Origin of the sequence: Microcoleus sp. PH2017_28_MFU_U_A, from assembly GCF_020738035.1 — a bacterium.
Classification (GTDB): domain Bacteria; phylum Cyanobacteriota; class Cyanobacteriia; order Cyanobacteriales; family Microcoleaceae; genus Microcoleus.
Genome location: NZ_JAEQCX010000114.1, coordinates 22,145 through 44,128 on the forward strand (window position 1 = coordinate 22,145; position 21,984 = coordinate 44,128).

25 protein-coding genes are annotated in these 21,984 nt (G+C 45.8%); 15 read left to right on the plus strand and 10 right to left on the minus strand.

Annotated elements, in window-relative coordinates; all coding sequences use genetic code 11:
- Positions 1 to 269: 269 nt before the first annotated feature.
- The 3 genes from JGK14_RS26430 to JGK14_RS26440 all read left to right on the plus strand — a co-directional run bounded on the left by JGK14_RS26430 (position 270) and on the right by JGK14_RS26440 (position 3,237).
- Entirely contained in the window at positions 270 to 665 is a 396-nt protein-coding gene (locus tag JGK14_RS26430; RefSeq protein ID WP_325315676.1) for a hypothetical protein, read from the plus strand.
- Positions 653 to 2,551, plus strand: a complete 1,899-nt coding sequence (dnaK, locus tag JGK14_RS26435; protein WP_293198439.1) for a molecular chaperone DnaK — start codon at positions 653 to 655, stop codon at positions 2,549 to 2,551. Before JGK14_RS26430 ends, dnaK begins: the two co-directional genes overlap by 13 nt.
- Positions 2,552 to 2,721: 170 nt before the next feature.
- Entirely contained in the window at positions 2,722 to 3,237 is a 516-nt protein-coding gene (locus tag JGK14_RS26440) for a DUF4112 domain-containing protein (RefSeq protein WP_293198441.1), read from the plus strand.
- A 167-nt stretch (positions 3,238 to 3,404) separates the two neighbouring features.
- On the opposite strand, the gene JGK14_RS26445 is transcribed toward JGK14_RS26440, so the two are convergent.
- The 6 genes from JGK14_RS26445 to JGK14_RS26470 all read right to left on the minus strand — a co-directional run bounded on the left by JGK14_RS26445 (position 3,405) and on the right by JGK14_RS26470 (position 7,492).
- The gene (locus tag JGK14_RS26445; protein WP_293182122.1) at positions 3,405 to 4,046 is read right to left on the minus strand and encodes a hypothetical protein; all 642 of its coding nucleotides are present in this window, start codon (positions 4,044 to 4,046) and stop codon (positions 3,405 to 3,407) included.
- 21 nt (positions 4,047 to 4,067) lie between these two features.
- The gene (locus JGK14_RS26450) at positions 4,068 to 4,598 is read right to left on the minus strand and encodes a hypothetical protein (protein ID WP_293182124.1); all 531 of its coding nucleotides are present in this window, start codon (positions 4,596 to 4,598) and stop codon (positions 4,068 to 4,070) included.
- Between the two features lie 57 nt (positions 4,599 to 4,655).
- Entirely contained in the window at positions 4,656 to 6,488 is a 1,833-nt protein-coding gene (locus tag JGK14_RS26455) for a pentapeptide repeat-containing protein (RefSeq protein WP_325315677.1), read from the minus strand.
- Positions 6,489 to 6,620: 132 nt separating this feature from the next.
- Complete coding sequence (locus JGK14_RS26460) at positions 6,621 to 6,992, minus strand: DUF5615 family PIN-like protein (protein WP_293193153.1); 372 nt, start codon at positions 6,990 to 6,992, stop codon at positions 6,621 to 6,623.
- Positions 6,992 to 7,285 carry a DUF433 domain-containing protein gene (locus tag JGK14_RS26465; RefSeq protein ID WP_293193154.1) on the minus strand — a complete coding sequence of 98 codons (294 nt, stop codon included), beginning with the start codon at positions 7,283 to 7,285 and terminating at the stop codon, positions 6,992 to 6,994. The genes JGK14_RS26460 and JGK14_RS26465 overlap by 1 nt, the downstream gene beginning before the upstream one ends.
- 9 nt (positions 7,286 to 7,294) lie before the next feature.
- Positions 7,295 to 7,492, minus strand: coding sequence for a DUF433 domain-containing protein (locus tag JGK14_RS26470; RefSeq protein ID WP_293182130.1), 198 nt, complete (start codon positions 7,490 to 7,492; stop codon positions 7,295 to 7,297).
- A gap of 349 nt (positions 7,493 to 7,841) precedes the next feature.
- Between JGK14_RS26470 and JGK14_RS26475 the strand changes: the two genes are divergently transcribed.
- Positions 7,842 to 8,870, plus strand: a complete 1,029-nt coding sequence (locus JGK14_RS26475) for a hypothetical protein (protein ID WP_293142578.1) — start codon at positions 7,842 to 7,844, stop codon at positions 8,868 to 8,870.
- Between the two features lie 94 nt (positions 8,871 to 8,964).
- Here JGK14_RS26475 and JGK14_RS26480 read toward each other — a convergent pair whose 3' ends face one another.
- Positions 8,965 to 9,222 carry a transporter suffix domain-containing protein gene (locus JGK14_RS26480; RefSeq protein WP_293182132.1) on the minus strand — a complete coding sequence of 86 codons (258 nt, stop codon included), beginning with the start codon at positions 9,220 to 9,222 and terminating at the stop codon, positions 8,965 to 8,967.
- A gap of 183 nt (positions 9,223 to 9,405) precedes the next feature.
- Complete coding sequence (locus tag JGK14_RS26485) at positions 9,406 to 10,224, minus strand: carbohydrate ABC transporter permease (protein WP_293198454.1); 819 nt, start codon at positions 10,222 to 10,224, stop codon at positions 9,406 to 9,408.
- A 179-nt stretch (positions 10,225 to 10,403) separates the two neighbouring features.
- Here JGK14_RS26485 and JGK14_RS26490 point away from each other — a divergent pair, with 179 nt between their 5' ends.
- Together JGK14_RS26490 and JGK14_RS26495 are read left to right on the plus strand one after the other, a co-directional pair.
- Entirely contained in the window at positions 10,404 to 11,096 is a 693-nt protein-coding gene (locus tag JGK14_RS26490; RefSeq protein WP_293182134.1) for an aldehyde oxygenase (deformylating), read from the plus strand.
- A gap of 244 nt (positions 11,097 to 11,340) precedes the next feature.
- Complete coding sequence (locus tag JGK14_RS26495) at positions 11,341 to 12,363, plus strand: long-chain acyl-[acyl-carrier-protein] reductase (RefSeq protein WP_293132515.1); 1,023 nt, start codon at positions 11,341 to 11,343, stop codon at positions 12,361 to 12,363.
- Between the two features lie 211 nt (positions 12,364 to 12,574).
- On the opposite strand, the gene JGK14_RS26500 is transcribed toward JGK14_RS26495, so the two are convergent.
- Positions 12,575 to 13,072 carry a tellurite resistance TerB family protein gene (locus tag JGK14_RS26500; protein ID WP_293182135.1) on the minus strand — a complete coding sequence of 166 codons (498 nt, stop codon included), beginning with the start codon at positions 13,070 to 13,072 and terminating at the stop codon, positions 12,575 to 12,577.
- A gap of 78 nt (positions 13,073 to 13,150) precedes the next feature.
- Here JGK14_RS26500 and JGK14_RS26505 point away from each other — a divergent pair, with 78 nt between their 5' ends.
- The 7 genes from JGK14_RS26505 (at position 13,151) to rdgB (ending at position 19,601) form a co-directional block, all read left to right on the plus strand.
- Positions 13,151 to 13,300 (plus strand): hypothetical protein, encoded by a 150-nt coding sequence (locus JGK14_RS26505; RefSeq protein ID WP_293203489.1) that lies wholly within the window; start codon positions 13,151 to 13,153, stop codon positions 13,298 to 13,300.
- Between the two features lie 111 nt (positions 13,301 to 13,411).
- Positions 13,412 to 14,392 carry an acetyl-CoA carboxylase carboxyl transferase subunit alpha gene (gene accA / locus JGK14_RS26510; protein ID WP_293182137.1) on the plus strand — a complete coding sequence of 327 codons (981 nt, stop codon included), beginning with the start codon at positions 13,412 to 13,414 and terminating at the stop codon, positions 14,390 to 14,392.
- Positions 14,393 to 14,635: 243 nt separating this feature from the next.
- On the plus strand, positions 14,636 to 15,361 hold the full coding sequence (locus JGK14_RS26515) for an SDR family oxidoreductase (protein WP_293182139.1): 726 nt from the start codon (positions 14,636 to 14,638) through the stop codon (positions 15,359 to 15,361).
- Positions 15,362 to 15,511: 150 nt separating this feature from the next.
- Positions 15,512 to 16,246, plus strand: coding sequence for a GTP cyclohydrolase I FolE (gene folE, locus JGK14_RS26520; protein ID WP_293182141.1), 735 nt, complete (start codon positions 15,512 to 15,514; stop codon positions 16,244 to 16,246).
- Between the two features lie 360 nt (positions 16,247 to 16,606).
- The gene (locus JGK14_RS26525; protein WP_293274903.1) at positions 16,607 to 18,031 is read left to right on the plus strand and encodes a phosphoglucomutase/phosphomannomutase family protein; all 1,425 of its coding nucleotides are present in this window, start codon (positions 16,607 to 16,609) and stop codon (positions 18,029 to 18,031) included.
- Positions 18,032 to 18,380: 349 nt separating this feature from the next.
- Complete coding sequence (locus JGK14_RS26530) at positions 18,381 to 19,001, plus strand: hypothetical protein (RefSeq protein ID WP_293207676.1); 621 nt, start codon at positions 18,381 to 18,383, stop codon at positions 18,999 to 19,001.
- Positions 19,002 to 19,016: 15 nt separating this feature from the next.
- A complete protein-coding gene (rdgB, locus tag JGK14_RS26535) occupies positions 19,017 to 19,601 on the plus strand; it encodes an RdgB/HAM1 family non-canonical purine NTP pyrophosphatase (protein ID WP_293193156.1) in 585 nt (194 codons plus the stop codon).
- Between the two features lie 154 nt (positions 19,602 to 19,755).
- On the opposite strand, the gene JGK14_RS26540 is transcribed toward rdgB, so the two are convergent.
- Positions 19,756 to 20,094 (minus strand): P-II family nitrogen regulator, encoded by a 339-nt coding sequence (locus JGK14_RS26540; RefSeq protein ID WP_293182221.1) that lies wholly within the window; start codon positions 20,092 to 20,094, stop codon positions 19,756 to 19,758.
- A gap of 197 nt (positions 20,095 to 20,291) precedes the next feature.
- Here JGK14_RS26540 and JGK14_RS26545 point away from each other — a divergent pair, with 197 nt between their 5' ends.
- Positions 20,292 to 20,459 carry a hypothetical protein gene (locus JGK14_RS26545; protein ID WP_293219663.1) on the plus strand — a complete coding sequence of 56 codons (168 nt, stop codon included), beginning with the start codon at positions 20,292 to 20,294 and terminating at the stop codon, positions 20,457 to 20,459.
- Positions 20,446 to 21,738: an MFS transporter gene (locus tag JGK14_RS26550; protein ID WP_293182150.1), complete on the plus strand. Its 1,293-nt coding sequence runs from the start codon at positions 20,446 to 20,448 to the stop codon at positions 21,736 to 21,738. The genes JGK14_RS26545 and JGK14_RS26550 overlap by 14 nt, the downstream gene beginning before the upstream one ends.
- Positions 21,739 to 21,984 lie beyond the last annotated feature (246 nt).

The following is a 21,984-nucleotide window of genomic DNA, read 5'->3' on the forward strand; positions in this document are numbered from 1 at the left end:
AATTGGGTTGAAACTCGGCGGTTGAAATCCGGCGGTTGGAAACCGCATCTACAGAAACAAAACCCGACGAAAGCGGGTTGAAGAGTTGACAGTTAAATTACATTATCTTCAGTCCGCTTGGCATGGACATCGTATAAAATCTTATATAGCCTTTCTCAAAAAGATGGATGATGTATAACTGACAGCTTACATAACCCTTAAACTAAGAGGGCTAAAGCCCAACAACGTACCTCATCTTTCTGATAACCGTTATATTTGGCATCCAAAAAATGCGATCGCACAACGAATCGCCCAAACCGGCCCAACTAAATTTATACGCGCAAGACGGCAAATACAACACAACGTATACGGTTTGCCACAATGCCCGAATCGATCGCACGCCCTACATTAGGAAGAGTAAAGAAAAGCAGTCCAAAGCTGTAGCAGTACAAGCCTCACCGATGCAACCGTCCCCCAACAGGTTCGGTAAATACACCTTCATCGCAAGGTCTAACCGCCCGCAGTATAGAGATAAGCACCCTATCGAAGACTGTTGTATTAAAGCAGAGCTGACTACCCGTAAACCGCGAAGTAGAATCGCAGTTCTGAATAACCAGACTATCACACAGATAGAAAACCAAAATTTTGTAGAGATTGGAGCCGGAACACCCCTATGGGAAAAGTAGTTGGAATTGACTTAGGTACGACAAACTCCTGCGTCGCAGTTATGGAAGGCGGCAAACCCACCGTCATAGCCAACGCCGAAGGGGGTCGCACCACACCTTCCGTAGTAGCATATGCTAAAAATGGCGATCAACTCGTCGGACAAATCGCCAAGCGTCAAGCCGTGATGAACGCCGAAAACACCTTTTACTCAGTAAAACGGTTTATCGGGCGTCGGGTTGACGAAGTAACCCACGAAACCACAGAAGTTTCCTACAAAGTCCTGAAAGTCGGCAACAGCCTCAAACTCGACTGTCCCGCCCGCGGCAAGCAATTTGCTCCCGAAGAAATTTCCGCGCAAGTGTTGCGTAAACTCGTAGAAGATGCCAGCAAATACCTCGGCGAAACTGTTACCCAAGCGGTAATTACAGTACCCGCTTACTTCAACGATTCCCAGCGCCAAGCTACTAAAGACGCGGGAAAAATTGCCGGTATTGAAGTTCTGCGGATTATTAACGAACCTACAGCAGCCGCTTTAGCCTACGGATTAGATAAAAAGAGCAACGAAACCATCCTCGTATTTGACTTGGGCGGCGGTACTTTCGACGTATCAATTCTCGAAGTCGGCGACGGCGTATTTGAAGTGCTAGCAACTTCTGGAGACACTCACCTCGGTGGTGACGACTTCGACAAAAAAATTGTTGATTTCATCGCCGGAGAATTCCAAAGAGCCGAAGGAATTGACCTCCGCAAAGATAAACAAGCACTGCAACGCCTGACGGAAGCAGCCGAAAAAGCCAAGATTGAACTTTCGAGCGTTACCCAAGCAGAAATCAACTTGCCGTTTATTACCGCAACTCAAGACGGCCCAAAACACTTGGACACCACCTTGACGCGGGCCAAGTTTGAAGAACTTTGTTCAGATTTGATCGATCGCTCTCGCATTCCCGTAGAAAACGCAATCCGCGACGCCAAACTCGACAAATCAGCAATTAATGAAGTTGTCTTAGTTGGCGGTTCTACACGCATTCCAGCCGTGCAAGAACTCGTCAAAAAAATCCTCGGCAAAGACCCCAACCAAACGGTAAACCCGGATGAAGTGGTCGCAGTCGGTGCCGCAATTCAAGCAGGCGTGCTCGCAGGCGAAGTCAAAGACATCCTGTTGCTCGACGTTACCCCGCTGTCTCTCGGCGTGGAAACCTTGGGCGGCGTGATGACCAAAATCATTCCCCGCAACACCACAATTCCTACCAAGAAGTCGGAAACTTTCTCGACTGCTGTAGATGGCCAAACAAACGTGGAAATTCACGTTTTGCAAGGCGAACGGGAAATGGCAAACGATAACAAAGATTTGGGAACTTTCCGTTTAGATGGAGTTCCCCCAGCTCCCCGTGGCGTACCTCAAATTGAAGTTACATTTGATATCGATGCTAACGGTATTTTGAATGTAGCTGCTAAGGATAAAGGTACTGGTAAGGAACAATCTATCAGCATTACCGGTGCTTCTACTTTGCCTAGCAATGAAGTCGATCGCATGGTTCGGGAAGCCGAATCGAATGCGGCTGCTGACAAAGAACGTCGCGAACGGATCGATCGCAAAAACCAAGCCGATTCTCAAGCCTACCAAATCGAGAAGCAGTTGGCAGAATTGGGCGATAAAGTTCCTGCTGATGACAAAACCAAGATTGAAGGCTTGCTAAAAGACTTGCGGGCTGCGATCGAGAGTGAAGATGACGATCGGATCAAAACCTTGACAACAGAGTTGCAGCAAGCATTCTACGCAGTCAGCAGCAACCTTTACCAGCAAGCAGGCGGCCCCACTGACGGCCCTGGTGGCCCTGGAGACGGCGGCCCGACTGGCGGCGGCGACGACGTGATTGACGCCGACTTCACCGAAGGCAACAAATAGTAGGCTAAACTAACAGCCAGCAGCTAGAAGCAAGAAACCCGGTTTTGAATAGAGACCGGGTTTCTCTGTATGATAAAAGTTAACACCTTCATGATTCGGCGATTGAAATCGCTTCTACAAAAACGAAGTCCGCCTCCGCGGACTAAGAAATAAAGTCAGGAGTAATCTAAATGTCTCGTCCTCCTATACAAAATTCCTCCGCAAACACTCCCAACAAATCTCAGGCTGCATCCTTGCGCCGACTCCGCCGCATCAGTCATTTACTAGACAATGCAATTCCGATTCCCGGCACAAAATACCGCATCGGACTCGATCCAATATTAGGATTGATACCGGGTGGCGGCGATTTAGTTGGTTCAATTTTTGCAGGTTATGTAGTTTTCAAATCCGCTCAAATGGGAGTGCCGCAAGAGACTTTAGTAAAGATGGCAGCTAACATCGTATTTGATACAGTTGCAGGTACTGTACCAGTTGCCGGAGACTTACTTGATGTGGCTTGGAAAGCTAATGTCAAAAATATAGAATTGCTAGACGCTCATTTAGGTTCGCCTGAACCGGCTGGAAAAAAAGCTGATTGGTTGTTTGTGGTGGCTTTGCTGTTGGGTTTGATGTTAATTGTTGGTAGTGTAATTTTCTTGAGCGTGATGTTTTTTGGGTGGGTGTTTAAAGCTTTGACTGGCGGTTGATGTTGAGTTTTGGGGTAGGGAAACAGCATTGCTGTGTCCTTTTTAGGACTTCGCACGGGGTTCAGAAACCGAGTTTTTCCGAGCATACTCATTGCAGTCCCAGATATTGTCAAAAACCCGGTTTCTTCGTAGCAGCGCGTTAGTTATGTCTGAATTTCTGAATAATTTTAGGGTAAAAGTAAGAGACTCGCGATCGCGGGCAACAACTTACTGCAAGCTTCGACCAATGTTGCCGCACTCGGTAAACTAGCAATAGTGCCTTTCAAAATTTTCATTGCTGTTTTCCCCGCTTTTTTCATTGTGCCTTCTTGGGGATTTTGCCCTACTTCTGCCAAAGCTTTTACCTGTTCCAAGGCTTCGGCTTTATCATCATCAGATAAATTAGTTTCAGCTTCGATCGCAGTTTGTAACTCAGTCAATAATTCTTTGATTCCCGGTTCATCTGGTTTAGCAGAATCAGATAATTGATTAATTGTATTGGCAACAGTACCGCTGATATCACCTAAACTTAAGGCTCCTGCACCGCTAGCATTAACGGTTCCACCTGTAATTTGTATGTTACGACTTTGGTCGATTGGGTCACTCATAGCTTTACTCTCCGATATAGATTTAGCTTTATTAGTAATCTTAACATTAACTGGTCGGTTAGCCAACAATTTTAGAAGTTCATTTAGCTCCGAACTTTTCTGACGGTAAAACGCTATTTCTCTATCTTTAGCTTGCAGTTCGGATTTGTGCTTGGCTTCTAAATCTTTGATAATTTGCTCGTATGCCTGGATGATTCGAGTAAGACTTTCGTCATTGTGCATGATTTGGCTCAGAGTTCATGCTTACTTTTCCTCCTGAATAATATTAATCGATAGCGGTTGTTTAGCTAACATCAAATTGAGTTCTCTCAGTTCAGCTATTTGTTCGCGACACCAGGCGATTTCCTCCTCTTTGTATTTTAATTCGGCTTTGTATTTGTCGGCGATCGCCCTTAGTGACTCTACATCCTCTAATTCGGCGATCGAGTCATCTTCTTGACTGGGATTATCAAGTTCTGTTAAACTTTCGGAAACTGCTTCGGAAATAGCTATTTCTTGACGGTACATGGCAATTTCGCAATCTTTGGCTCGTAATTCCGCTTGATATTTATCTTCAATAGCCTTTAATAGCAGTTCGTAGTTTTGCTTTAAATCGTGATAAATTATAGCTTGCTTCTCATCTGTCAGAGTATTGACAAAGATGGCAATTACTCCCTTTTCTGAATTTTCTATATTCTGGATTGATAATTCTGTGTTTTCATTTACAATCGCAGCTTGCAATTGCAGCAGTAATTCTTTGAATTCCGGTTTTTCTGAACTTACTGATACGCTCATAGTTTTGGTTTCCGCTGTTACCAGAGTTTGACTAAGATTATAGCATTACTCACTTTGTCAGGAAGGGCGATCGGCTCGATCGGGCAATGGCTCGATCGTGTTAGCTGTTGTACCGTCATTATCTCCTAGACTTAACGATCCGGCACCAGCAGCGTTAACGGTGCCGCCGGAAATTTCAATTTTACGGCTTTGGTCATAACTTTGATACATAGATTGAATCTCTGCTATGGCTTTAAATTCAACATTAATAGGTTGATCGGCTAACTTATTAATCGTTAGCCACATATCTGCACTTTGCTGGCGATATATAACAATTTGGTCATCTTTACCTTTTAATTCTGCTTTATATTTTTCTTCTACAGCTTTAAGTTCTCGTTGATAATTTTGCGTAAATTCACTATGAATCTTTTCCTTATTCGTATCGGGAGGAACGCTAACTTTGATAACGAAAACTCCATCGCCTTTATTTTCAATACCCTGGATAGTGAGTTCAGTCTCTTCATTGTCTAATTGCACTTGTGTGAAAGCAGTGATAAAGACTTTCCAGTCAACGCCATTACGAAAAATCAGGTCAACGGTATTCAAAACCTCCTCAAACAGTTTGGTAAATTCTCCGGGTGCAAATTCGCCACTGTTCGGGCGACGTTCGCGATCGTCAGTTCCCGGTTTAGGATATTCTAGAAGATAAACAAACCGACAGTCAACGCGATCGAGCTTTGTATTACCGTCAATGTTCCAAGCTTCCAAACAAGCACCTGTAAAACTAGCTGCTGTAAAATTTGTTGCCAAGGCTTGAGTTTCAGTGAGGTTTGCCCATTCCAAATTAGCTTGATGCAAAGTTGCTTCGCTGAGGTTAGCCTGCTTGAGATTAGCCTCGTTGAGATTAACGCCTATCAAGTTTGCGCCTTGAAGATTCGCACCAACATAGGATTTTTTGTAGCCATTGCCAGTGACGAGTAATTCTCGGACGCGGGTATCAGCTAATATCGATTTACCGACTCGCGCGCGATCGAGTTTTTCTGTATTTCGGAAGCAAGTGCGAGTGAGATTAGCTGTTCTAAAATCTGTACTTTTGAGAGTTGCTTCAGTGAAATTGGCATCAGTTAAATCGGCATTACGAAAAGTAGTACCTTTCACAGTTGCATACTCAATTGCTATACTTTTTAGCCACGAAAATCTGTTATCATCAGCTAAAGCTCGCTTGCTAATATAACCTGATATAAAAGTAACAGCGTAAATGCCAACCAAAGCCCCAACGACACTAATAGCTCTTGCTATTGCAAACGCCTTAACAAAAGCTACAAGTATTAGTGCGATCAAACTTCCAAATAAAGTCGCGATCACACCTAAAGCAAAAGTATCAGATACAACTCCAGCAAAAGTTAAAGCCAAAGCCAAAGAAAACTCTACAGCAAAAACCAAAGTTAATAATAAACCCAGACTTACAGGTCCAGCTACTTCTAATGATAAGCCAAAGGAAAACGTTAAAATTACAACAAAAACAAAAGCTATAACTAGGAAAAATTCAAAAGCAGACTTGAATCCGTGGGGGATAATAATCATCAAGAAAATAACAGTAGCTATTGAAAAGATTATCCCTGGGTAACTCAGAAATTTTTGATAGTTTTCGGACAAAAAAGCTCCTACAAAAGCACCGCCTATTGCCCCGACACATCCCGCTGCTGCTGCGATAAGTAATGCGATTATTAGCAGTGGAATTTGCCATCGCTGTTGCAGTCCAGCTTTGGCACCAGTGAAGTCAGCTTCTCTGAGGATGGCATTGGTGAAGTTTGCACCTCGGATGTCTGCACCGATGAATTTTGCACCTGTGAGGTTTTGACCTTTGAAGTTGCGGCCTCGGAGATTTTTACCGGAGAAGTCTTGGGGCATGATTTCACGCAGGGAGATAGTAGTTATTTTTTCATTGCGATGCTGTGGCGATCGCCCTGACAAAAATTTTACGGAATTGGATAAAAATCTAGCACAAGGCAGGGATAGTTACAACCACTGACTTAGATACTTCTATTCATAACTAATGTAAGTTCCTAAAAATTCCAGTTGATTCATCATTTCCTCAGCAGACTTGCTACCAATCAAATTCAACAAACCGCGCAACTGTTCGCCTACAGAGTAACTTTGTCGCGGTGCAACAATAATTCCTGAATGACTCCCGCCTACTGCGAGCAAGTTCCCGTGCAACCGACAGAAATCTCGACTATTAAAAGTATAAATGACTCGACCTTGCTCTGTTGCCCATATCAGTTGTTCTTCATCTATACGCCCTAAATTATTGGCATCTGAGACAGTCACCACATCAACCCCATTCTCTCGCAGGGCTTGCACGAATGCTTTTCTAAGCGTATCCTCATCCAAATACAAACGAATCAGGCTCATTAAAGATTCCCCGCCCTGTGTTCAGCTTCCAAAAGCTGATATTCAGCTAATTCCGCAGCTAAATCTGCCTCAATTTCATTACGGTTAGCATGATAGTAAGATAGGGCCGCATAAACCTGTGCTAAATCTAAATAGGGAATCTCTTCGAGTATTTCTTCTACACTCATTCCTTGTTTATTCCAAACGGCAATTTGAGCAATAGAAATTCTGGTTCCCGCAATTCGGGGCCGCCCTCCACAGGTTTCAGGCGTACTGACAACCAGCGTGCCAATGTCGATCGCAGTTGTTGACATAGTTACCTCTTAAGCAAAACTCAAACAAGCCAAAATATCCTGTTGCGTGAGATAGGGAAAATCATCTAGGATTTCTTCATAACTCATCCCAGATGCAAGATATTCCAACACGTCATAAACCGTAATTCTCATGCCCCGAATACAGGGCTTACCACCACGCTTTCCCGGTTCGATCGTAATTATCTTAGCGATGTCTTGTTCTGACATGGCACTTTTCCTTTACCTTATTTTCTCAATTCTAGCTTAACAAAGGGATAAAGCGCTCCTAACGTTTGGTAGTTTCCAGCATTTTATTAGTTCCTTTAGTTTCCTAATTCACTTTAACTCAATCCCCCCACAGCCAGCACTCGCATCAAGTCCCATCAGGGCCGTACCCGGAGTCTTTTTGAGTATCTTTTCGCCGATCGCCCCCCGCCATGCAATAATGAGATAACTTGCACAAAAACTCTATCAGTAGTGTCAGCCTTGCCGCCTTACTACTACAGATAGCGTCTTCAATCTCAATTCGTGCAAATTCCCAATTAAACCGGCTGTCGCTCTACACAAATTTCTCCTAATGGCTGAAGTCCCCCAATCTCCCACAGAACTCGCCGAAGCCCTCAGAGGCTTGACAGATATCAATTTCCAATTACCAGATCCCGAAGACGAACAAATACCAGACTTCGATTTTGACAATCAGGTTGACAATGCCTGGAAAGTGTGCGATCGTTTCGACTTACAAACCGACATCTGGCGCGGACAAATTCTCCGCACAGTCAGAGATAGAGAAAAAAAAGGCGGCGACGGACGCGGTACCGGCTTCTTGAATTGGCTAAAAGAAAGAGAAATCAGCAAAAGTCAAGCCTATTCTTTAATCGAATTAGCTAAAAGTGCCGATACTCTCATCGAACAAGGAGATTTAGACCCAGAATCCATTAGAAACTTCAGCAAAAGAGCCTTTGTAGAAACGGCCAAAGCATCTCCAGAAGTACAGCAAATGGTAACAGATGCTGCCGGAAAGGGCGATCGTATTACCCGTCGCGAAGTCAAACAACTATCCGACGAATGGATGGCAATGAACTCCGATTTATTGCCAGAAGAAGTCAAAGAAAAAGCATCTAGCGGTTCTCTTCCTTCCCGCTATCTGGCTCCTTTAGTCAAAGAAATGGAGAAACTCTCCCCATCTCACCAAAGCGAAATTCAAAAAGAAGTAGCAGAAAATCCAGATGTAGATACAGTCAAACAGCTAACTTCTGACGCCAAGAATTTATCGAAATATCTCGATGCCGCCGCCCAAGTCCAAGCTCTGAACCAGTCTCACCTAGACATGGAAATGGCTTTGGAAGAATCTTTGCGAGTCGGCTGTTTGGGAACTACCGCCGATGTTGTCAAACAAGCCGCCTTGCTAGAACAAACTGTAGTCAAACTCTACACTGTTTGGAAGCGTTTAGGAAGTTTGGCAGATAGATTGTACGTGGATACAGGAGCAAGCACACCAAATTTGCGCTTACTTTTGGGATGCTTGGACAGTCTTTCCGGAGAAAAGATTGAAGTGGATTTTGGAGACGGAGAGCGCTCTATTCGCTTGCAAATTATCAGCGAATAGCTCAACCTTGACCTGGGTTCGTAGTGAGGACTTTAGTCCTCTCCAAATGCGGACTAAAGTCCTCACTACGAACCAAATCTGCGTCAATCCCTGTTTATCTGCGGTGAAAATTTCTGATTTTGTTCCAAAGATAGCGGGGATTCAAATAACGCCGATATTTAGTAACTACTTCTTTCCCCAAAATTACCACGCTCAGCCAAAAACACACTTCGGCTAGCACAGCTAAAACAACATCTATTTGCGTTTTTTCGGCGATGCTCAGTGGTAGGAATGGTACAATAAACAAGATTGCCAGCCAGGGCAAAAAAGATGCAATAAATAAAAACCAACCCAGCTTTTGCAAATTCTGCATAGATTTCATTTATTGGATAATTATAGATCGGGCCGCGGTTAAAACCGCGCATACACAAAGGAAGTCCGAGCGAGGGTGTAAAGAAAATAACGTAATTTTAATTGCTCACTCTTCAACCCACGGAGGTGGGTTTTGTTTGTATAGACGCGGTTTCAACCGCCCGGTCTTCTTCGGCCCACCAACTCAATTCTTAATTCCCGTTGCCGCAATCCCCCGAATAAACTGCCGCTGGCCCGCCAAAAACAGCAACACCACCGGCACAGTCCCAATTACCACCGCCGCCATCAACAACTGCCAACTGCTAGTAAACTGTTCCTGAAACTGGGTTAAAACCAACTGCACAGTCCGCAACTCTGGTCGCGTTGTAAACACCAGCGGCTTAAACAAATCGTTCCACTCGCCGATAAAGGTAAACAAAAACAGTGTCACCAAAGCAGGGCGCGCCAAAGGCAGCATCACCTGCCACAACACCTGCCAGCGGTTAGCCCCATCCAGCATTGCCGCCTCCTCCAACTCCACCGGAATTGTCAGAAAATACTGGCGCAGCAGAAAAATTCCGAAACCGTTAACCGCCGTCGGCAAAATCAGCGCCCCGTAAGTATTCAGCAAATGACCCCACTTCAAAACCATGAATATTGGAATCACCAAAAGCTGAAACGGAATCACTAGCGTCGCCAAAACCACCAAAACTAGGGCCTGTCGCCCGCGAAACTTCAGCCTGGCCAAAGCATAACCCGCTAAAGCAGAAGTCACTACCTGAAAAGCAGTAACTGCGATCGCCACTAGAGTAGAATTAAGAAATGCCAACAAAAAATTACCCCGGCGCCAAGCCTCCTGATAGTTCCCAAAAGTCAGACCTGTGGCCTTGACACCGACACCAGATGGTGATAAAGAAACCCAAAAAACAGCAGCCAGCGGCAGCAGCACCAGCGCCGCCCCCACCAGCAACAAAATAAAACTCAGCAGTTCCAGTGATTGAGACCTGTCCCACGATTTACCCATAAACTTGTGAATTAACCTAAAATAATAAGCTTGTGAGGCTCTCAAACCCGATCGCCTTCCAGATTCCCACACAACCGTAAATTTTTAGTCAAAAATAGGTAAAGTGTAGTGCACGTGACCCCAAAATTCAAAGGGGTTTCCAAACATCCTACAAGGTTATATAAGGAGACGACATATCTATGCCCCAGCTTGAGGCCAGCCCAACAATTGACTTTCAAACCGAAACTTACAAAGATGCTTACAGCCGCATCAACGCCATTGTGATTGAAGGCGAACAAGAAGCTCATGACAATTACCTGCAACTGGCAGAAATGTTGGCTGACAAAAAAAGTGAGTTAATTGGCTTGTCCAAGATGGAGAACCGCCACATGAAAGGCTTCCAAGCTTGTGGCAAGAATCTCAAAGTCACGCCTGACATGGTATTTGCCAAGGAGTTCTTTTCGGATTTGCACAGCAACTTCCAAACGGCATCCGCCGAAGGTAAGGTTGTAACTTGCTTGCTGATTCAATCACTCATTATCGAGTGTTTTGCGATCGCAGCCTACAACATCTACATTCCCGTCGCCGATGACTTTGCCCGCAAAATCACCGAAGGCGTCGTCAAAGAAGAATACAGCCACCTCAACTTTGGGGAAGTCTGGCTGCAAGCTCACTTTGAAGAATCCAAAGCTGAACTCGAAGCCGCCAACCGCCAAAACCTGCCCATCATCTGGAGGCTGCTAAACGCTGTCGCAGACGATGCTAGCGTTTTGGGAATGGAAAAAGATGCTTTAATTGAAGACTTCATGATTGCCTACGGCGAAGCCCTGGGTAACATAGGGTTTAACAACCGCGACATCATGCGGATGTCAGCACAAGGCCTCGCAGCCTAATCAATTTGGAAATAAGGAATGGGATAAAAATTAAAAATTAAAACCTTTTAATTTTCCCTTCTTCCTTCTGCATTACAAGGTCTTGTACCCCAATCAAGTTGGAAATAAAGAACGGGAACTAAATTAAAAAAAATTAATTTTCCCTTCTGACTTCTGACAACTGATAACTGATAACTGACAACTAACAACTGTCAACTGTCAACTGTCAACTGACATCTTTCTTCTTCCTTCATTTGACAACTTAATGTTTGGTCTAATCGGTCACTTAACCAGCTTAGAACACGCCCAATCAGTAGCTAACGAGCTGGGCTATCCAGAATATGCCGATCAAGGGCTCGATTTTTGGTGCAGCGCACCGCCCCAGATAGTCGATCATATCACTGTCACTAGCATTACCGGGCAAAAAATAGAAGGCCGCTATGTGGAGTCGTGTTTTCTACCAGAAATGCTAGCCACTCGCCGGATCAAAGCAGCCACTCGCAAAATCATTAACGCGATGGCACACGCTCAAAAAAACGGGATTAATATCACTGCTTTAGGCGGCTTTTCTTCGATCATTTTTGAAACCTTCAACTTGCAGCAAATTAAGCAAATCCGCAATCTAAAGTTGGAGTTTGAACGCTTCACCACTGGTAACACCCACACGGCTTACATCCTCTGCCGCCAAGTAGAAGAAGCAGCCCCCAAATTGGGGATTGAACTTTCAAAAGCTACTGTGGCGGTTTGTGGTGCTACTGGAGATATTGGCAGTGCTGTCTGCCGCTGGCTGAATGTTAAAACTAATGTAGCAGAATTGTTGCTCATTGCCCGCGACAAAGAACGATTGCAAGATTTGCAATCGGAATTGGGACGAGGCAAAATCATGGATTTGGAAGAAGCTCTCCCCCAAGCGGATATTGTAGTCTGGGTAGCCAGTATGCCAAAGGGAGTAGAAATTGACCCCAAGACATTGAAGCAACCCTGTTTGTTGATTGACGGTGGTTATCCGAAAAATCTGGCAACTCAGGTTCAGCATCCCGAAATTTACGTACTCAATGGCGGGATTGTGGAGCATTCCCTCGATATTGAGTGGAAGATTATGAAGATTGTGAATATGGATGTGCCGGGCCGGCAGTTATTTGCCTGTTTTGCCGAATCCATGCTGCTGGAATTTGAAAAGTTGTACACCAATTTTTCTTGGGGACGGAATCAAATTACGGTAGAAAAGATGGAGCAAATCGGAGAAATTTCCGTCAAGCACGGTTTCCGACCTTTGATGTCATTTTGATGTGATTGATTAAGGGTTATTGGTTATTGAGGAAATTTTTTCTGATAATAACCAGTAACTTTTTTTTTGAGGGAGTTAAGAGTTGAGATTGTGTTCGATCGCACGACTCGAAGAAAAGTTTTTGGCAGTCAGGACAAAGAGTGCGGATCGGTCAAAAATATACAGCTAACGGTTATTTAACCAGACATGATATAGTGGTCTATCGCTCAACTTATTCAAGAGATTGAGCTGAGATCAAATTGTCCCCGCAGTTTTTGATGGTCATGACTTCGATGATTTTTTTGCCCATTGTCTCGGAGATGTCGAGAGCTTGGGAAAGTTCAACTAAGAAATCTTTTTCCTCGGTTGTGAAAACTCCATCTACCAAGACCAAATCTGTGGCAATTGCAAAAGCTGTTTCTCGAAGCTGAGCATTCAATGCGTTTTTAGCTGCGGCAAATACTTCGGCCGGAGTGTACAGACTGCTCAATTTCAGAACTTTCTTAAATAGTTCTTGGAAGTGTTCGCCAGAATAAGAGCCGAACAAGCGAATGTGATTGGCGGCAAGGGTTTGTCTTTCGGCTTCGGATATTTCACCGTCGGCGGCAACAGCTAAGACTGAAATAGCTGTCAAAGCTTCCGACGGACTGAGTTCGATCGCACTTGTATCGCTTTTTGCGCTTTGGAACAATTCAGCAGGGTTAGGTCTTTTGTGGCTGTGGGCAGGCATAGGGGGGGTGGTTCAGTTGACAGTTGACAGTTGACAGTTGACAGTTAACAGCTACCTGGAAGCAAGAGGATTGGATTAATGAATAGTCTGATTTTAATTTCTCCCTACAAGGGTTTCGGCTTTAAACCAATTCTTTCTGGTAAAACTCTGGGATTAAGCAAAAATAGTGTAACAAAAAACGAGGCTCAAGCCTCAGGTTTTCAACTCTGGCTACGAAGAAAAACATAATTCAAAATTCAAAACTTCCCAAGAACCCTCTTTTTCAGTGTCAACTGACAAGGTAGGATCGGGAAACAGTCGATCGACTTTCACCTTAAAAACCCTATAGAAATTATCAGCGTGGCAAACCCCGACCGCAAACCATTACTCCTAGATTTTGAAAAGCCTCTGGCCGAACTCGAAACCCGAATTCACCAGATTCGCGAACTCGCCGCAGAAAACAGCGTCGATGTCACCGACGAAATTCGCAAACTCGAAGCTCGTTCCGCCCAACTGCGACAAGAAATTTTCAGCAGCTTGTCCCCTATGCAGCGGCTGCAACTCGCCCGTCACCCGCGCCGCCCCAGCACCCTCGACTACATTCAGGCAATTAGCGACGAGTGGATCGAGCTCCACGGCGATCGGCGCGGGGGAGACGACCCCGCCCTCGTCGGCGGAATTGCCCGCATAGACGGGCGCCCTACAGTCATCATCGGCCATCAAAAAGGACGCGACACCAAAGACAATATCGCCCGCAACTTCGGGATGGCAGCTCCCGGCGGCTACCGCAAAGCCCTGCGGTTGATGGAACACGCCGATCGCTTCGGTATGCCAATTTTCACCTTTATCGATACTCCGGGGGCTTGGGCTGGCTTAGAAGCCGAACAGCTCGGACAGGGAGAGGCGATCGCCTGCAACCTCCGAGAAATGTTTCGCCTCGACGTTCCGATTATTTGCACTGTCATCGGCGAAGGCGGTTCCGGGGGCGCATTGGGCATCGGCGTCGGCGAGCGGCTGTTAATGTTAGAACATTCCGTGTATACCGTAGCCACCCCCGAAGCTTGTGCGGCCATCCTCTGGAAAGACTCCGGTAAAGCCAACTTAGCCGCCGAAGCCCTCAAAATTACTTCCTGGGATTTGAAAAACCTCGGCGTTCTGGATCAGATAGTACCCGAACCCGTTGGTGGCGCGCACTCCAATCCCCTGAAAGCTGCGGCTATGCTCAAAGGAGCTTTGTTGGAAAACTTAGCAGAACTGACACAGCTCACCGGCCAGCAGCGACGCGATCTCCGGTATCAAAAATTCCGCGACATCGGTGTGTTCACTGAAAAGGTTGCTTGAGCCGACGAATTCATAGTTATTAGTTATGAGTTAAAAATCTCTTAACTTCAAACTCATAACTCACAACTCACCATTCTGCGAATCTGTCAGCAGTGTTATAATTTTTCAGATGACATCGGCTTAACAGTTCTTAATGTTAATTTCATAATTAACTGTGTTCACCCGTGGCAAACAGCTTTCTAATTTGCCGAAGAAGGCTGTAACGCTTGAGAGAGTTGCCGAGCGAAAGTATCAGGAAATTTAATGAACGATCGAACAACAAAGCAGGCTCTGATTACCGGAGCCAGCAGCGGTATTGGCAAAGCAACTGCTCTAGGGTTCGCTGCCGTTGGCATAAATCTGGCCTTAGTTAGCCGAGAGTCAGAAAACCTAGAAGCCGTTGCCACAGCAGCCCGAGAATTCGGAGTGAAAGCAGAAGCTTATCCCTTAGACTTGGCAAAAATTGAGCAAGTGCAAAGCGGCATCAGCGAGATCGCAGCTCAATTCGGCCCCGTAGATATCCTGGTCAACAGCGCTGGCATGGGCTACACCGGCTCATTGACCGAAACGCCCCTAGCCGACTGGCAGAACGTTCTAGACCTGAATCTTACTAGCGTTTGGCAGTGTATTTTAGGAATTTTGCCGGGAATGCGCGATCGGCGATCGGGAATCATCATCAACGTTTCCTCGATCGCAGGCACCCAAACCTTCCCCAACTGGGGAGCGTACTGCGTCAGCAAATTCGGTCTCATGGCTTTATCCAAGACATTAGCCGCAGAAGAACGGGCTGGCGGAATTCGCGTCACAGCCATCTGTCCGGGTTCTGTCAACACTCCCATGTGGGACACAGAGAGCGTCCAAGCCGATTTCGATCGCAGCGCGATGTTAACTCCAGAAATCGTCGCCCAATCAATCCTGCACGCAGTTCAGTTACCGACAAGTGCAGTCATTGAAGAAATCACGCTCATGTCCAACGCCGGAGTTTTGTGAACTTGAGATTGTAGAAAGCTGGATTTTTATCGAATTCAACAATCTTTAAATCTCTCGTTCTATCCCTCAATCGAAAATCGAAAATCGATAGGTATATGCCGAATCGAAAATCGAAAATCGAAAATAGATTCATCCTCACACCAACTTTTTATGACAATTGCATCGAATAACGGTACGAACGGCTCAAACTCAATCTCAACTGACACCATGAAACAGCCCGCAACCGCCGATAACAACTTGCCCCGCATCGCCACTCGACCCGATCGCAATTCCTCCCACGGTCAAGAATCCAACGTTCCGGTAACCTCAGAAATAGGTCAGGAAGAAATGATGGAAGCCGTTCGGACGATGCTGCTGGGAATAGGAGAAGATCCCGAACGCGAAGGATTGCTCAAAACCCCGAAGCGGGTAGCAGAAGCAATGCGGTTTCTCACCAGCGGTTACAGTCAATCCCTCGAAGAACTCCTCAACGGCGCTATCTTTGACGAAGGTCACAACGAAATGGTACTGGTGCGAGATATCAGCGCCTTCAGTATGTGCGAACACCATATGCTGCCATTTATGGGTCGAGTTCACGTCGCTTACATTCCCAACCAAAAAGTAGTGGGACTGAGCAAACTAGCGAGAATTGTCGAAATGTACAGCCGACGATTGCAGGTACAAGAACGTTTGACGCGCCAAATTGCCGAAGCAGTTCAGACAATATTGGAACCACAGGGAGTGGCTGTAGTAATGGAAGCCAGCCATATGTGCATGACGATGCGGGGCGTGCAAAAACCCGGTGCTTGGACAGTGACGAGTGCGATGTTGGGCGTGTTTCAGGAGGAACAAAAAACTCGCGAAGAATTCCTGAATTTGATCCGCCACCAACCGGCATTCTTTTAGACAGTTGACAGTTGACAGTTGACAGTTGACAGTTGACAGTTGACAGTTGACAGTTGTCGGTTGACAGTTGACAGTTGTCGGTTGACAGTTGTCAGTTGTCAACTGTCGGTTGTCGGTTGTCAGTTGTCGGTTGATGACTGCTTACTGCTGACTAATGATGACTTTTAAGCAGCCCCAAAACCGGTACCGTGCCAGGTACACTCGTTAAAAGGAGCTCCCCAAATTTTAGAGTCTTGTTCAAGCTGCCAGATTCAAGGCTGCAAGAAAATCTAAAATCTAAAATCTAAAATCTAAAATAGACTGACGATCGCCAAATAAGCTCATAAAATAGACGAGTGACTTATGGCTTGTGACTAAACGATGAATCCTATTAAATTCGGTACAGATGGCTGGCGCGGCATCATTGCTGACGATTTTACCTTCGATCGCGTAGCGTTGGTAGCTCCCCTAGCAGCACAAGTTCTCGCACAAACCGGCGGCAATAATGCCAGTAGCGGCACTGTAATTGTCGGTTACGATCGCCGATTTCTGGCTGAAGATTTTGCCCTCGCAGCAGCTAAGGCAGTCCAAAACGCCGGATTTGACGTGCTCCTCAGCGAATCCTACGCCCCAACTCCGGCTTTTAGTTTAGCTGCCAAACAATTAAATGCTTTAGGTGCGATCGTCCTGACAGCCAGCCACAATCCAGGCGCATATTTAGGATTAAAAGTCAAGGGCGGATTTGGCGGTTCAGTTTCGCCCGAAGTTACGCAACAGATAGAAGCAAAACTCGAAAATCCGGCGGCACTTTCAGCAACTCCCGGAAAATTGGAAAGTTTCAATCCTTGGCCGGCTTACTGCAAAACCTTGCGGGAAATGGTGGATATTGAAGCGATTAAGGGGGCGATCGCATCCGGGAAAATCACAGTATTTGTAGATGTAATGCACGGCGCAGCGGCGGGCGGATTAGCTCAAATATTAGAAGAAACAGTGCAGGAAGTCAACAGCGATCGCGATCCGCTGTTTGGTGGCGGTGCACCGGAACCTTTGCCGCGCTACCTGTCGCAGTTGTTCCGCGTCATGCGGACTCACCAGCGAAAAGCATCTGGTTTGTCGATCGGATTTGTATTTGACGGAGATAGCGATCGAATTGCTGCGGTTGACGGTAATGGCAACTTTCTGAGTTCTCAAATCCTAGTTCCTATATTAATCGAACACTTAGCCAAACGGCGCGGCTTCACCGGAGAAGTCATCAAAACCGTCAGCGGTTCCGACATCATGCCCAAAATTGCCGAACTTTATGGCTTACCATTGTTTGAAACGCCGATCGGTTACAAGTATATTGCCGATCGAATGTTAACCACCCAAGTCCTAGTCGGCGGCGAAGAATCCGGCGGAATCGGCTACGGTACCCACATACCCGAAAGAGACGCGTTGCTATCGGCGCTGTACTTGCTAGAAGCCGTTGTCAAATCCGGGGAAGATTTGAGCGACATCTATCGCCGACTGCAAACAGAAACTAATTTTACTTCAGCTTACGATCGCATTGACTTGCATCTAGCAAGCATGGCAGAAAGAGCGCGTTTGCTGTCGCTGCTGCAAAATCAACCTCTCACAGAAATAGCGGGGAAAGCAGTTGTAGATTGCAACAAAGTTGACGGATATAAATTCCGTTTGGCTGACGGAAGTTGGCTGTTAATTCGGTTTAGCGGTACTGAACCAGTGTTGCGGTTGTATTCGGAAGCTGCGACCTTGAAAGAGGTGATGCAAAACTTGAATTGGGCGAAGAGTTGGGCACAGAATTGAGAAGAGTTTGCCACCGCAGATAAACGCAGATAAACGCGGATGAATTAATATGAAACCTCTCTTTCTCTGTGTTCTCTGCGGCCTCTGTGGTTCAAAAAAATCTTTCTTATTCATAAATCAAAAGTATTGCAGGATGTGCCGCCATTAAAAATCTCTAAATTAGACAAACAATCTTAAAGCAGCGCACCTGACAAAGCTTGATACACAATAATTGTTCGTGCTTGTTTATTCAACAATTGTGTAAGGTGCGTCGCCACTCGAACAGTTGATTTTTATGCAGAGATTTTTAAGAGATCCACACCCTACGGAAGAATGTTGTAAGAGTTTTTAATAATTGGTATAAAAGCAAATGGCATACAGCGATTTCAGCCTTGCGAGAGTCAAAAAAGATTTTGGATTAACTTTAGATGAAACGCGCAATTTATTTGCAGACACAGAACCTGTTACACCATCAGAAATATTAACAACACTTCTCATCGATTATGTGCCACTCGCAACTTTCATATCAACTCAAAAAGCTCGATCGGAATTTTTAATTGCTCCGATTTTGGCAGAAGTTAGGCGAATGTTAAACAAACGAGTTTCTCTTTTCTCAGGTAAAGATTTTATAGTCGATCCAGAAAGAGGTTTGCAAGGGTTTTGCGATTATATCATGAGCGGTTCTCCAGAACAATTATTCATCAGCGCTCCGGTTGTAACAATTTTTGAGGCAAAAAAAGAAGATATTATGGGCGGGTTGGGTCAATGTGTTGCAGCAATGGTGGCGGCTCAATCTTTTAATCAAAATCAAGACACTGAGATCGATCGCATTTACGGCGCGGTGACAACGGGTACTAACTGGAAATTCTTGATTTTGGAGGAAACTACTGTTTATATCGATCAGATCGAATATTATATTCAAGACGTTGATAAGATTTTGGGAATTTTGTTGCAGCCGTTTCACCAATCTTTTGTTAAGATAGATCCGTAATTTTTAACAGAAATAATGACAAATAATAAATTGCTAGTTGTGGCTACGGGCAATCCTGGCAAAGTTAAGGAAATGCAGGTTTATCTTCAGGATTTGGGATGGGAGTTGCAACTGAAGCCGGCAGAGTTGGAAATAGAAGAAACTGGCGAGACTTTTATCGCTAATGCTTGTTTGAAAGCTTCGGAAATTGCCAAAGCGATCGGTGAATGGTCGATCGCCGATGATTCTGGTTTAATGGTAGATGCACTCGACGGTCAACCTGGGATTTACTCGGCGCGCTACGGAAAAACCGATGCTGACAGGATATCTCGGCTTCTCAAAGAATTGGGAACCGAACAGAACCGGGGTGCACAATTTGTGTGTGCGATCGCGATCGCCCGTCCCGACGGTACAATTGCCCTGCAAGTAGAAGGAATTTGTCGCGGCGAAATCCTGCACTCTCCTCGCGGTACGGGAGGTTTCGGGTATGACCCAATTTTTTACGTACCCGCACAGCAACAGAGTTTTGCCGAAATGACACCCGAAATTAAGCGATCGCACTCCCATCGCGGTCAAGCATTCCAGGCTTTATTACCACAAATGAAGTCATTAGTCAAGTAATTTCGGAGGGAAAAAGGAAGAAGGAAGAAGTCAGTTGTTATGGGTTATTAGTTATTGGTTATTTGTGATTGATTACCAATGCCCAATGCCCAATGCCCAATGCCCAATGCCCAATGCCCCATTCCCAATTCCCCATTCCCAATTCCCCAGTATTCTAGATTGCCTCCAGGTTCTTTTCTCCCGTCCGAATGCGGATAATTTGTTCTACGGTGGAAATGAAAATCTTGCCGTCGCCAATCTCGCCCGTGCGGGAAGCAGCGATAATTTTATCAACCACCATGTCAACCTGATCGTTTTCGACAACAATCTCGACCTTGAGCTTTTGCAAGAACTCAACAGTGTACTCAGAACCGCGATAGCGTTCTGTCATGCCCTTCTGACGGCCAAAACCTCTAACTTCAGAAACAGTCATCCCCACAATCCCAGCATTGACGAGTGCGATTTTCACTTCGTCAAGTTTAAACGGGCGAATAATAGCTTCAACCTTTTTCAAGTTTCTCACTCCTAACATTACTACGTTCGTTATATTACTTAATCGGCGTGACATCTTTTAAGATCACTGCCAACAGCAACTATTTTGTCAAATATATTACCTTATGTTGTACTCCCGATGAAATAATGCAGGTCAACATTTAACAACATTCCCTGATTTTCCGGCGGTGGTGGCCGTGTGGAGCCGATCGCGGTAAAGTGAAAAAGACCCAAGCCCAGAGTCGCCGATCTGCTAAAACAGAAAAAGAACACAGGAGACAGGATTTTTCGCCGGTTTCCGCTTTGCACAAGTCAGATTTGCACGTATTGCTGAAAACTATAATTGCCAGAAGCGGTCAGTTAAACTATTCCTATGCACCCAGCTAGCCCTCCCCCTGACCGCAGCGGGCTTGATGCCCTACTGAGAAATCGCCCCTTCCTCACCTTGTGGACTGGCCAGTTGTTGGCCCAAGTGGCGGATAAAATCTTTTACGTATTGCTGATTATTCTGCTGAAAACAGGCGACTACCGACCCTGGCCCGTTTCTTGGCAGCATTCGGAAAATTCGATGCTGTCAGCGGTGATGATCGCCTACACGCTACCGGCGATCGTCTTTGGTTCGGCGGCCGGTATCGTGGTAGACCGCTTTTCCAAAAAGCAAATGCTGATCGGCTGCAACGCGATCCGAGCGGTGTTGATTGGATCTTTGCCGTTTTTGCCCAAAACTTTTGTGGTGTTGTTGGTACTCACGTTTTTAGTGTCTACCGTAACGCAATTTTTTGCTCCCGCAGAGGCGGCGGCAATCCCGCTGGCTGTGGGGCGAGAGGGACTGATGTCGGCAAATGCTCTGTTCGCCTCGTCCACAATGGGCGGGATAATTGTCGGAATGACGATCGGCGAACCGATATTTACTTGGCTCAAACACAGCTACGGGCCAGCTTCTCAAGAGTTTTTTCTGGGCGGGTTGTACCTGATTTCAGCAGGTTTGCTCTACTTGATGCACATTAAAGAAAATCGCGGCGGTAGCAGTGGCAAAAATGTTCATCCTTGGCAAGACTTTAAAGAAGGTTTGCGGTATTTGAAGCACAATCGCCTGATTAGCAACGCGATGGTGCAGTTGACGATTTTGTATTCGGTGTTTGCGGCGCTGCAAGTTCTGGCGATCGCACTTTCGGGCAAAATAGGTCTCAAAGAAACTCAATTTGGGTTTTTGCTGGCTGCTGCGGGCATCGGAATGGTCTTCGGCGCGGCGTTTTTGGGCCACTGGGGCGATCGAATGCACAACAAACCTTTGCCATTAATTGGTTTCGTAATGATGGGTTTTGTGTTGGGAATGTTTGCCTTTGTCAGACAGCTTTGGCTGGGATTCGGATTGAGTGCTCTGTTCGGTTTTGGCGCTTCCTTAATTAACGGCCCGATGCAAGCTTTGATTCAAGAAAAAACTCCCGAATCCATGCGGGGAAAAGTCTTTGGCTTGGAGAACAATGCGATTAATATTGCTCTCAGCTTGCCTTTAGCACTGACCGGCCCGCTGACGGATGCTGTCAGCAAAGCCGTGGGATCGGATGACCTCGGCTTGCGGATCGTGCTGCTGAGTTTGGGCTTTTTAGTTCCAGTGATGGGCATGGCAGCTTGGTACCATACCCGCAAAGCCTTAAAGGCGTGACATACCCGACACTCATTTTGTAAACAAATAGAGTGCGGGCTTCCTCTTTCAACGGGAGAGCCTCGACGCGAGCCATCTCTAAGCTGGTCTTATCCTCCCTCCGTAGGTTTCACTCACCCGAAGGTGATCCTAACTAGCAAGATAATCACTTATCTTTTCCGGCAGACTCCCTGTGTCCCAAGGAGTAGAATTGTTGATTTTTTCACCCATCCATCAGCTCTTTTACGGCAAGAAAGGGATTTTGGG

Coding starts and splice junctions, on each gene's coding strand:
- JGK14_RS26460 (WP_293193153.1), bottom strand. CDS start 6,992: ATGAGCCTGATTCGTTTGTATTTGGATGAGGATACGCTTAGAAAAGCA.
- JGK14_RS26490 (WP_293182134.1), top strand. CDS start 10,404: ATGCCCCAGCTTGAGGCCAGCCCAACAATTGACTTTCAAACCGAAACT.
- JGK14_RS26450 (WP_293182124.1), bottom strand. CDS start 4,598: ATGAGCGTATCAGTAAGTTCAGAAAAACCGGAATTCAAAGAATTACTG.
- JGK14_RS26500 (WP_293182135.1), bottom strand. CDS start 13,072: ATGCCTGCCCACAGCCACAAAAGACCTAACCCTGCTGAATTGTTCCAA.
- JGK14_RS26470 (WP_293182130.1), bottom strand. CDS start 7,492: ATGTCAGAACAAGACATCGCTAAGATAATTACGATCGAACCGGGAAAG.
- JGK14_RS26465 (WP_293193154.1), bottom strand. CDS start 7,285: ATGTCAACAACTGCGATCGACATTGGCACGCTGGTTGTCAGTACGCCT.
- JGK14_RS26455 (WP_325315677.1), bottom strand. CDS start 6,488: ATGCCCCAAGACTTCTCCGGTAAAAATCTCCGAGGCCGCAACTTCAAA.
- dnaK (WP_293198439.1), top strand. CDS start 653: ATGGGAAAAGTAGTTGGAATTGACTTAGGTACGACAAACTCCTGCGTC.
- JGK14_RS26480 (WP_293182132.1), bottom strand. CDS start 9,222: ATGCAGAATTTGCAAAAGCTGGGTTGGTTTTTATTTATTGCATCTTTT.
- JGK14_RS26475 (WP_293142578.1), top strand. CDS start 7,842: ATGGCTGAAGTCCCCCAATCTCCCACAGAACTCGCCGAAGCCCTCAGA.
- JGK14_RS26550 (WP_293182150.1), top strand. CDS start 20,446: ATGCACCCAGCTAGCCCTCCCCCTGACCGCAGCGGGCTTGATGCCCTA.
- JGK14_RS26440 (WP_293198441.1), top strand. CDS start 2,722: ATGTCTCGTCCTCCTATACAAAATTCCTCCGCAAACACTCCCAACAAA.
- JGK14_RS26505 (WP_293203489.1), top strand. CDS start 13,151: ATGAATAGTCTGATTTTAATTTCTCCCTACAAGGGTTTCGGCTTTAAA.
- JGK14_RS26515 (WP_293182139.1), top strand. CDS start 14,636: ATGAACGATCGAACAACAAAGCAGGCTCTGATTACCGGAGCCAGCAGC.
- JGK14_RS26445 (WP_293182122.1), bottom strand. CDS start 4,046: ATGCACAATGACGAAAGTCTTACTCGAATCATCCAGGCATACGAGCAA.
- JGK14_RS26525 (WP_293274903.1), top strand. CDS start 16,607: ATGAATCCTATTAAATTCGGTACAGATGGCTGGCGCGGCATCATTGCT.
- JGK14_RS26495 (WP_293132515.1), top strand. CDS start 11,341: ATGTTTGGTCTAATCGGTCACTTAACCAGCTTAGAACACGCCCAATCA.
- JGK14_RS26530 (WP_293207676.1), top strand. CDS start 18,381: ATGGCATACAGCGATTTCAGCCTTGCGAGAGTCAAAAAAGATTTTGGA.
- JGK14_RS26485 (WP_293198454.1), bottom strand. CDS start 10,224: ATGGGTAAATCGTGGGACAGGTCTCAATCACTGGAACTGCTGAGTTTT.
- rdgB (WP_293193156.1), top strand. CDS start 19,017: ATGACAAATAATAAATTGCTAGTTGTGGCTACGGGCAATCCTGGCAAA.
- folE (WP_293182141.1), top strand. CDS start 15,512: ATGACAATTGCATCGAATAACGGTACGAACGGCTCAAACTCAATCTCA.
- JGK14_RS26430 (WP_325315676.1), top strand. CDS start 270: ATGCGATCGCACAACGAATCGCCCAAACCGGCCCAACTAAATTTATAC.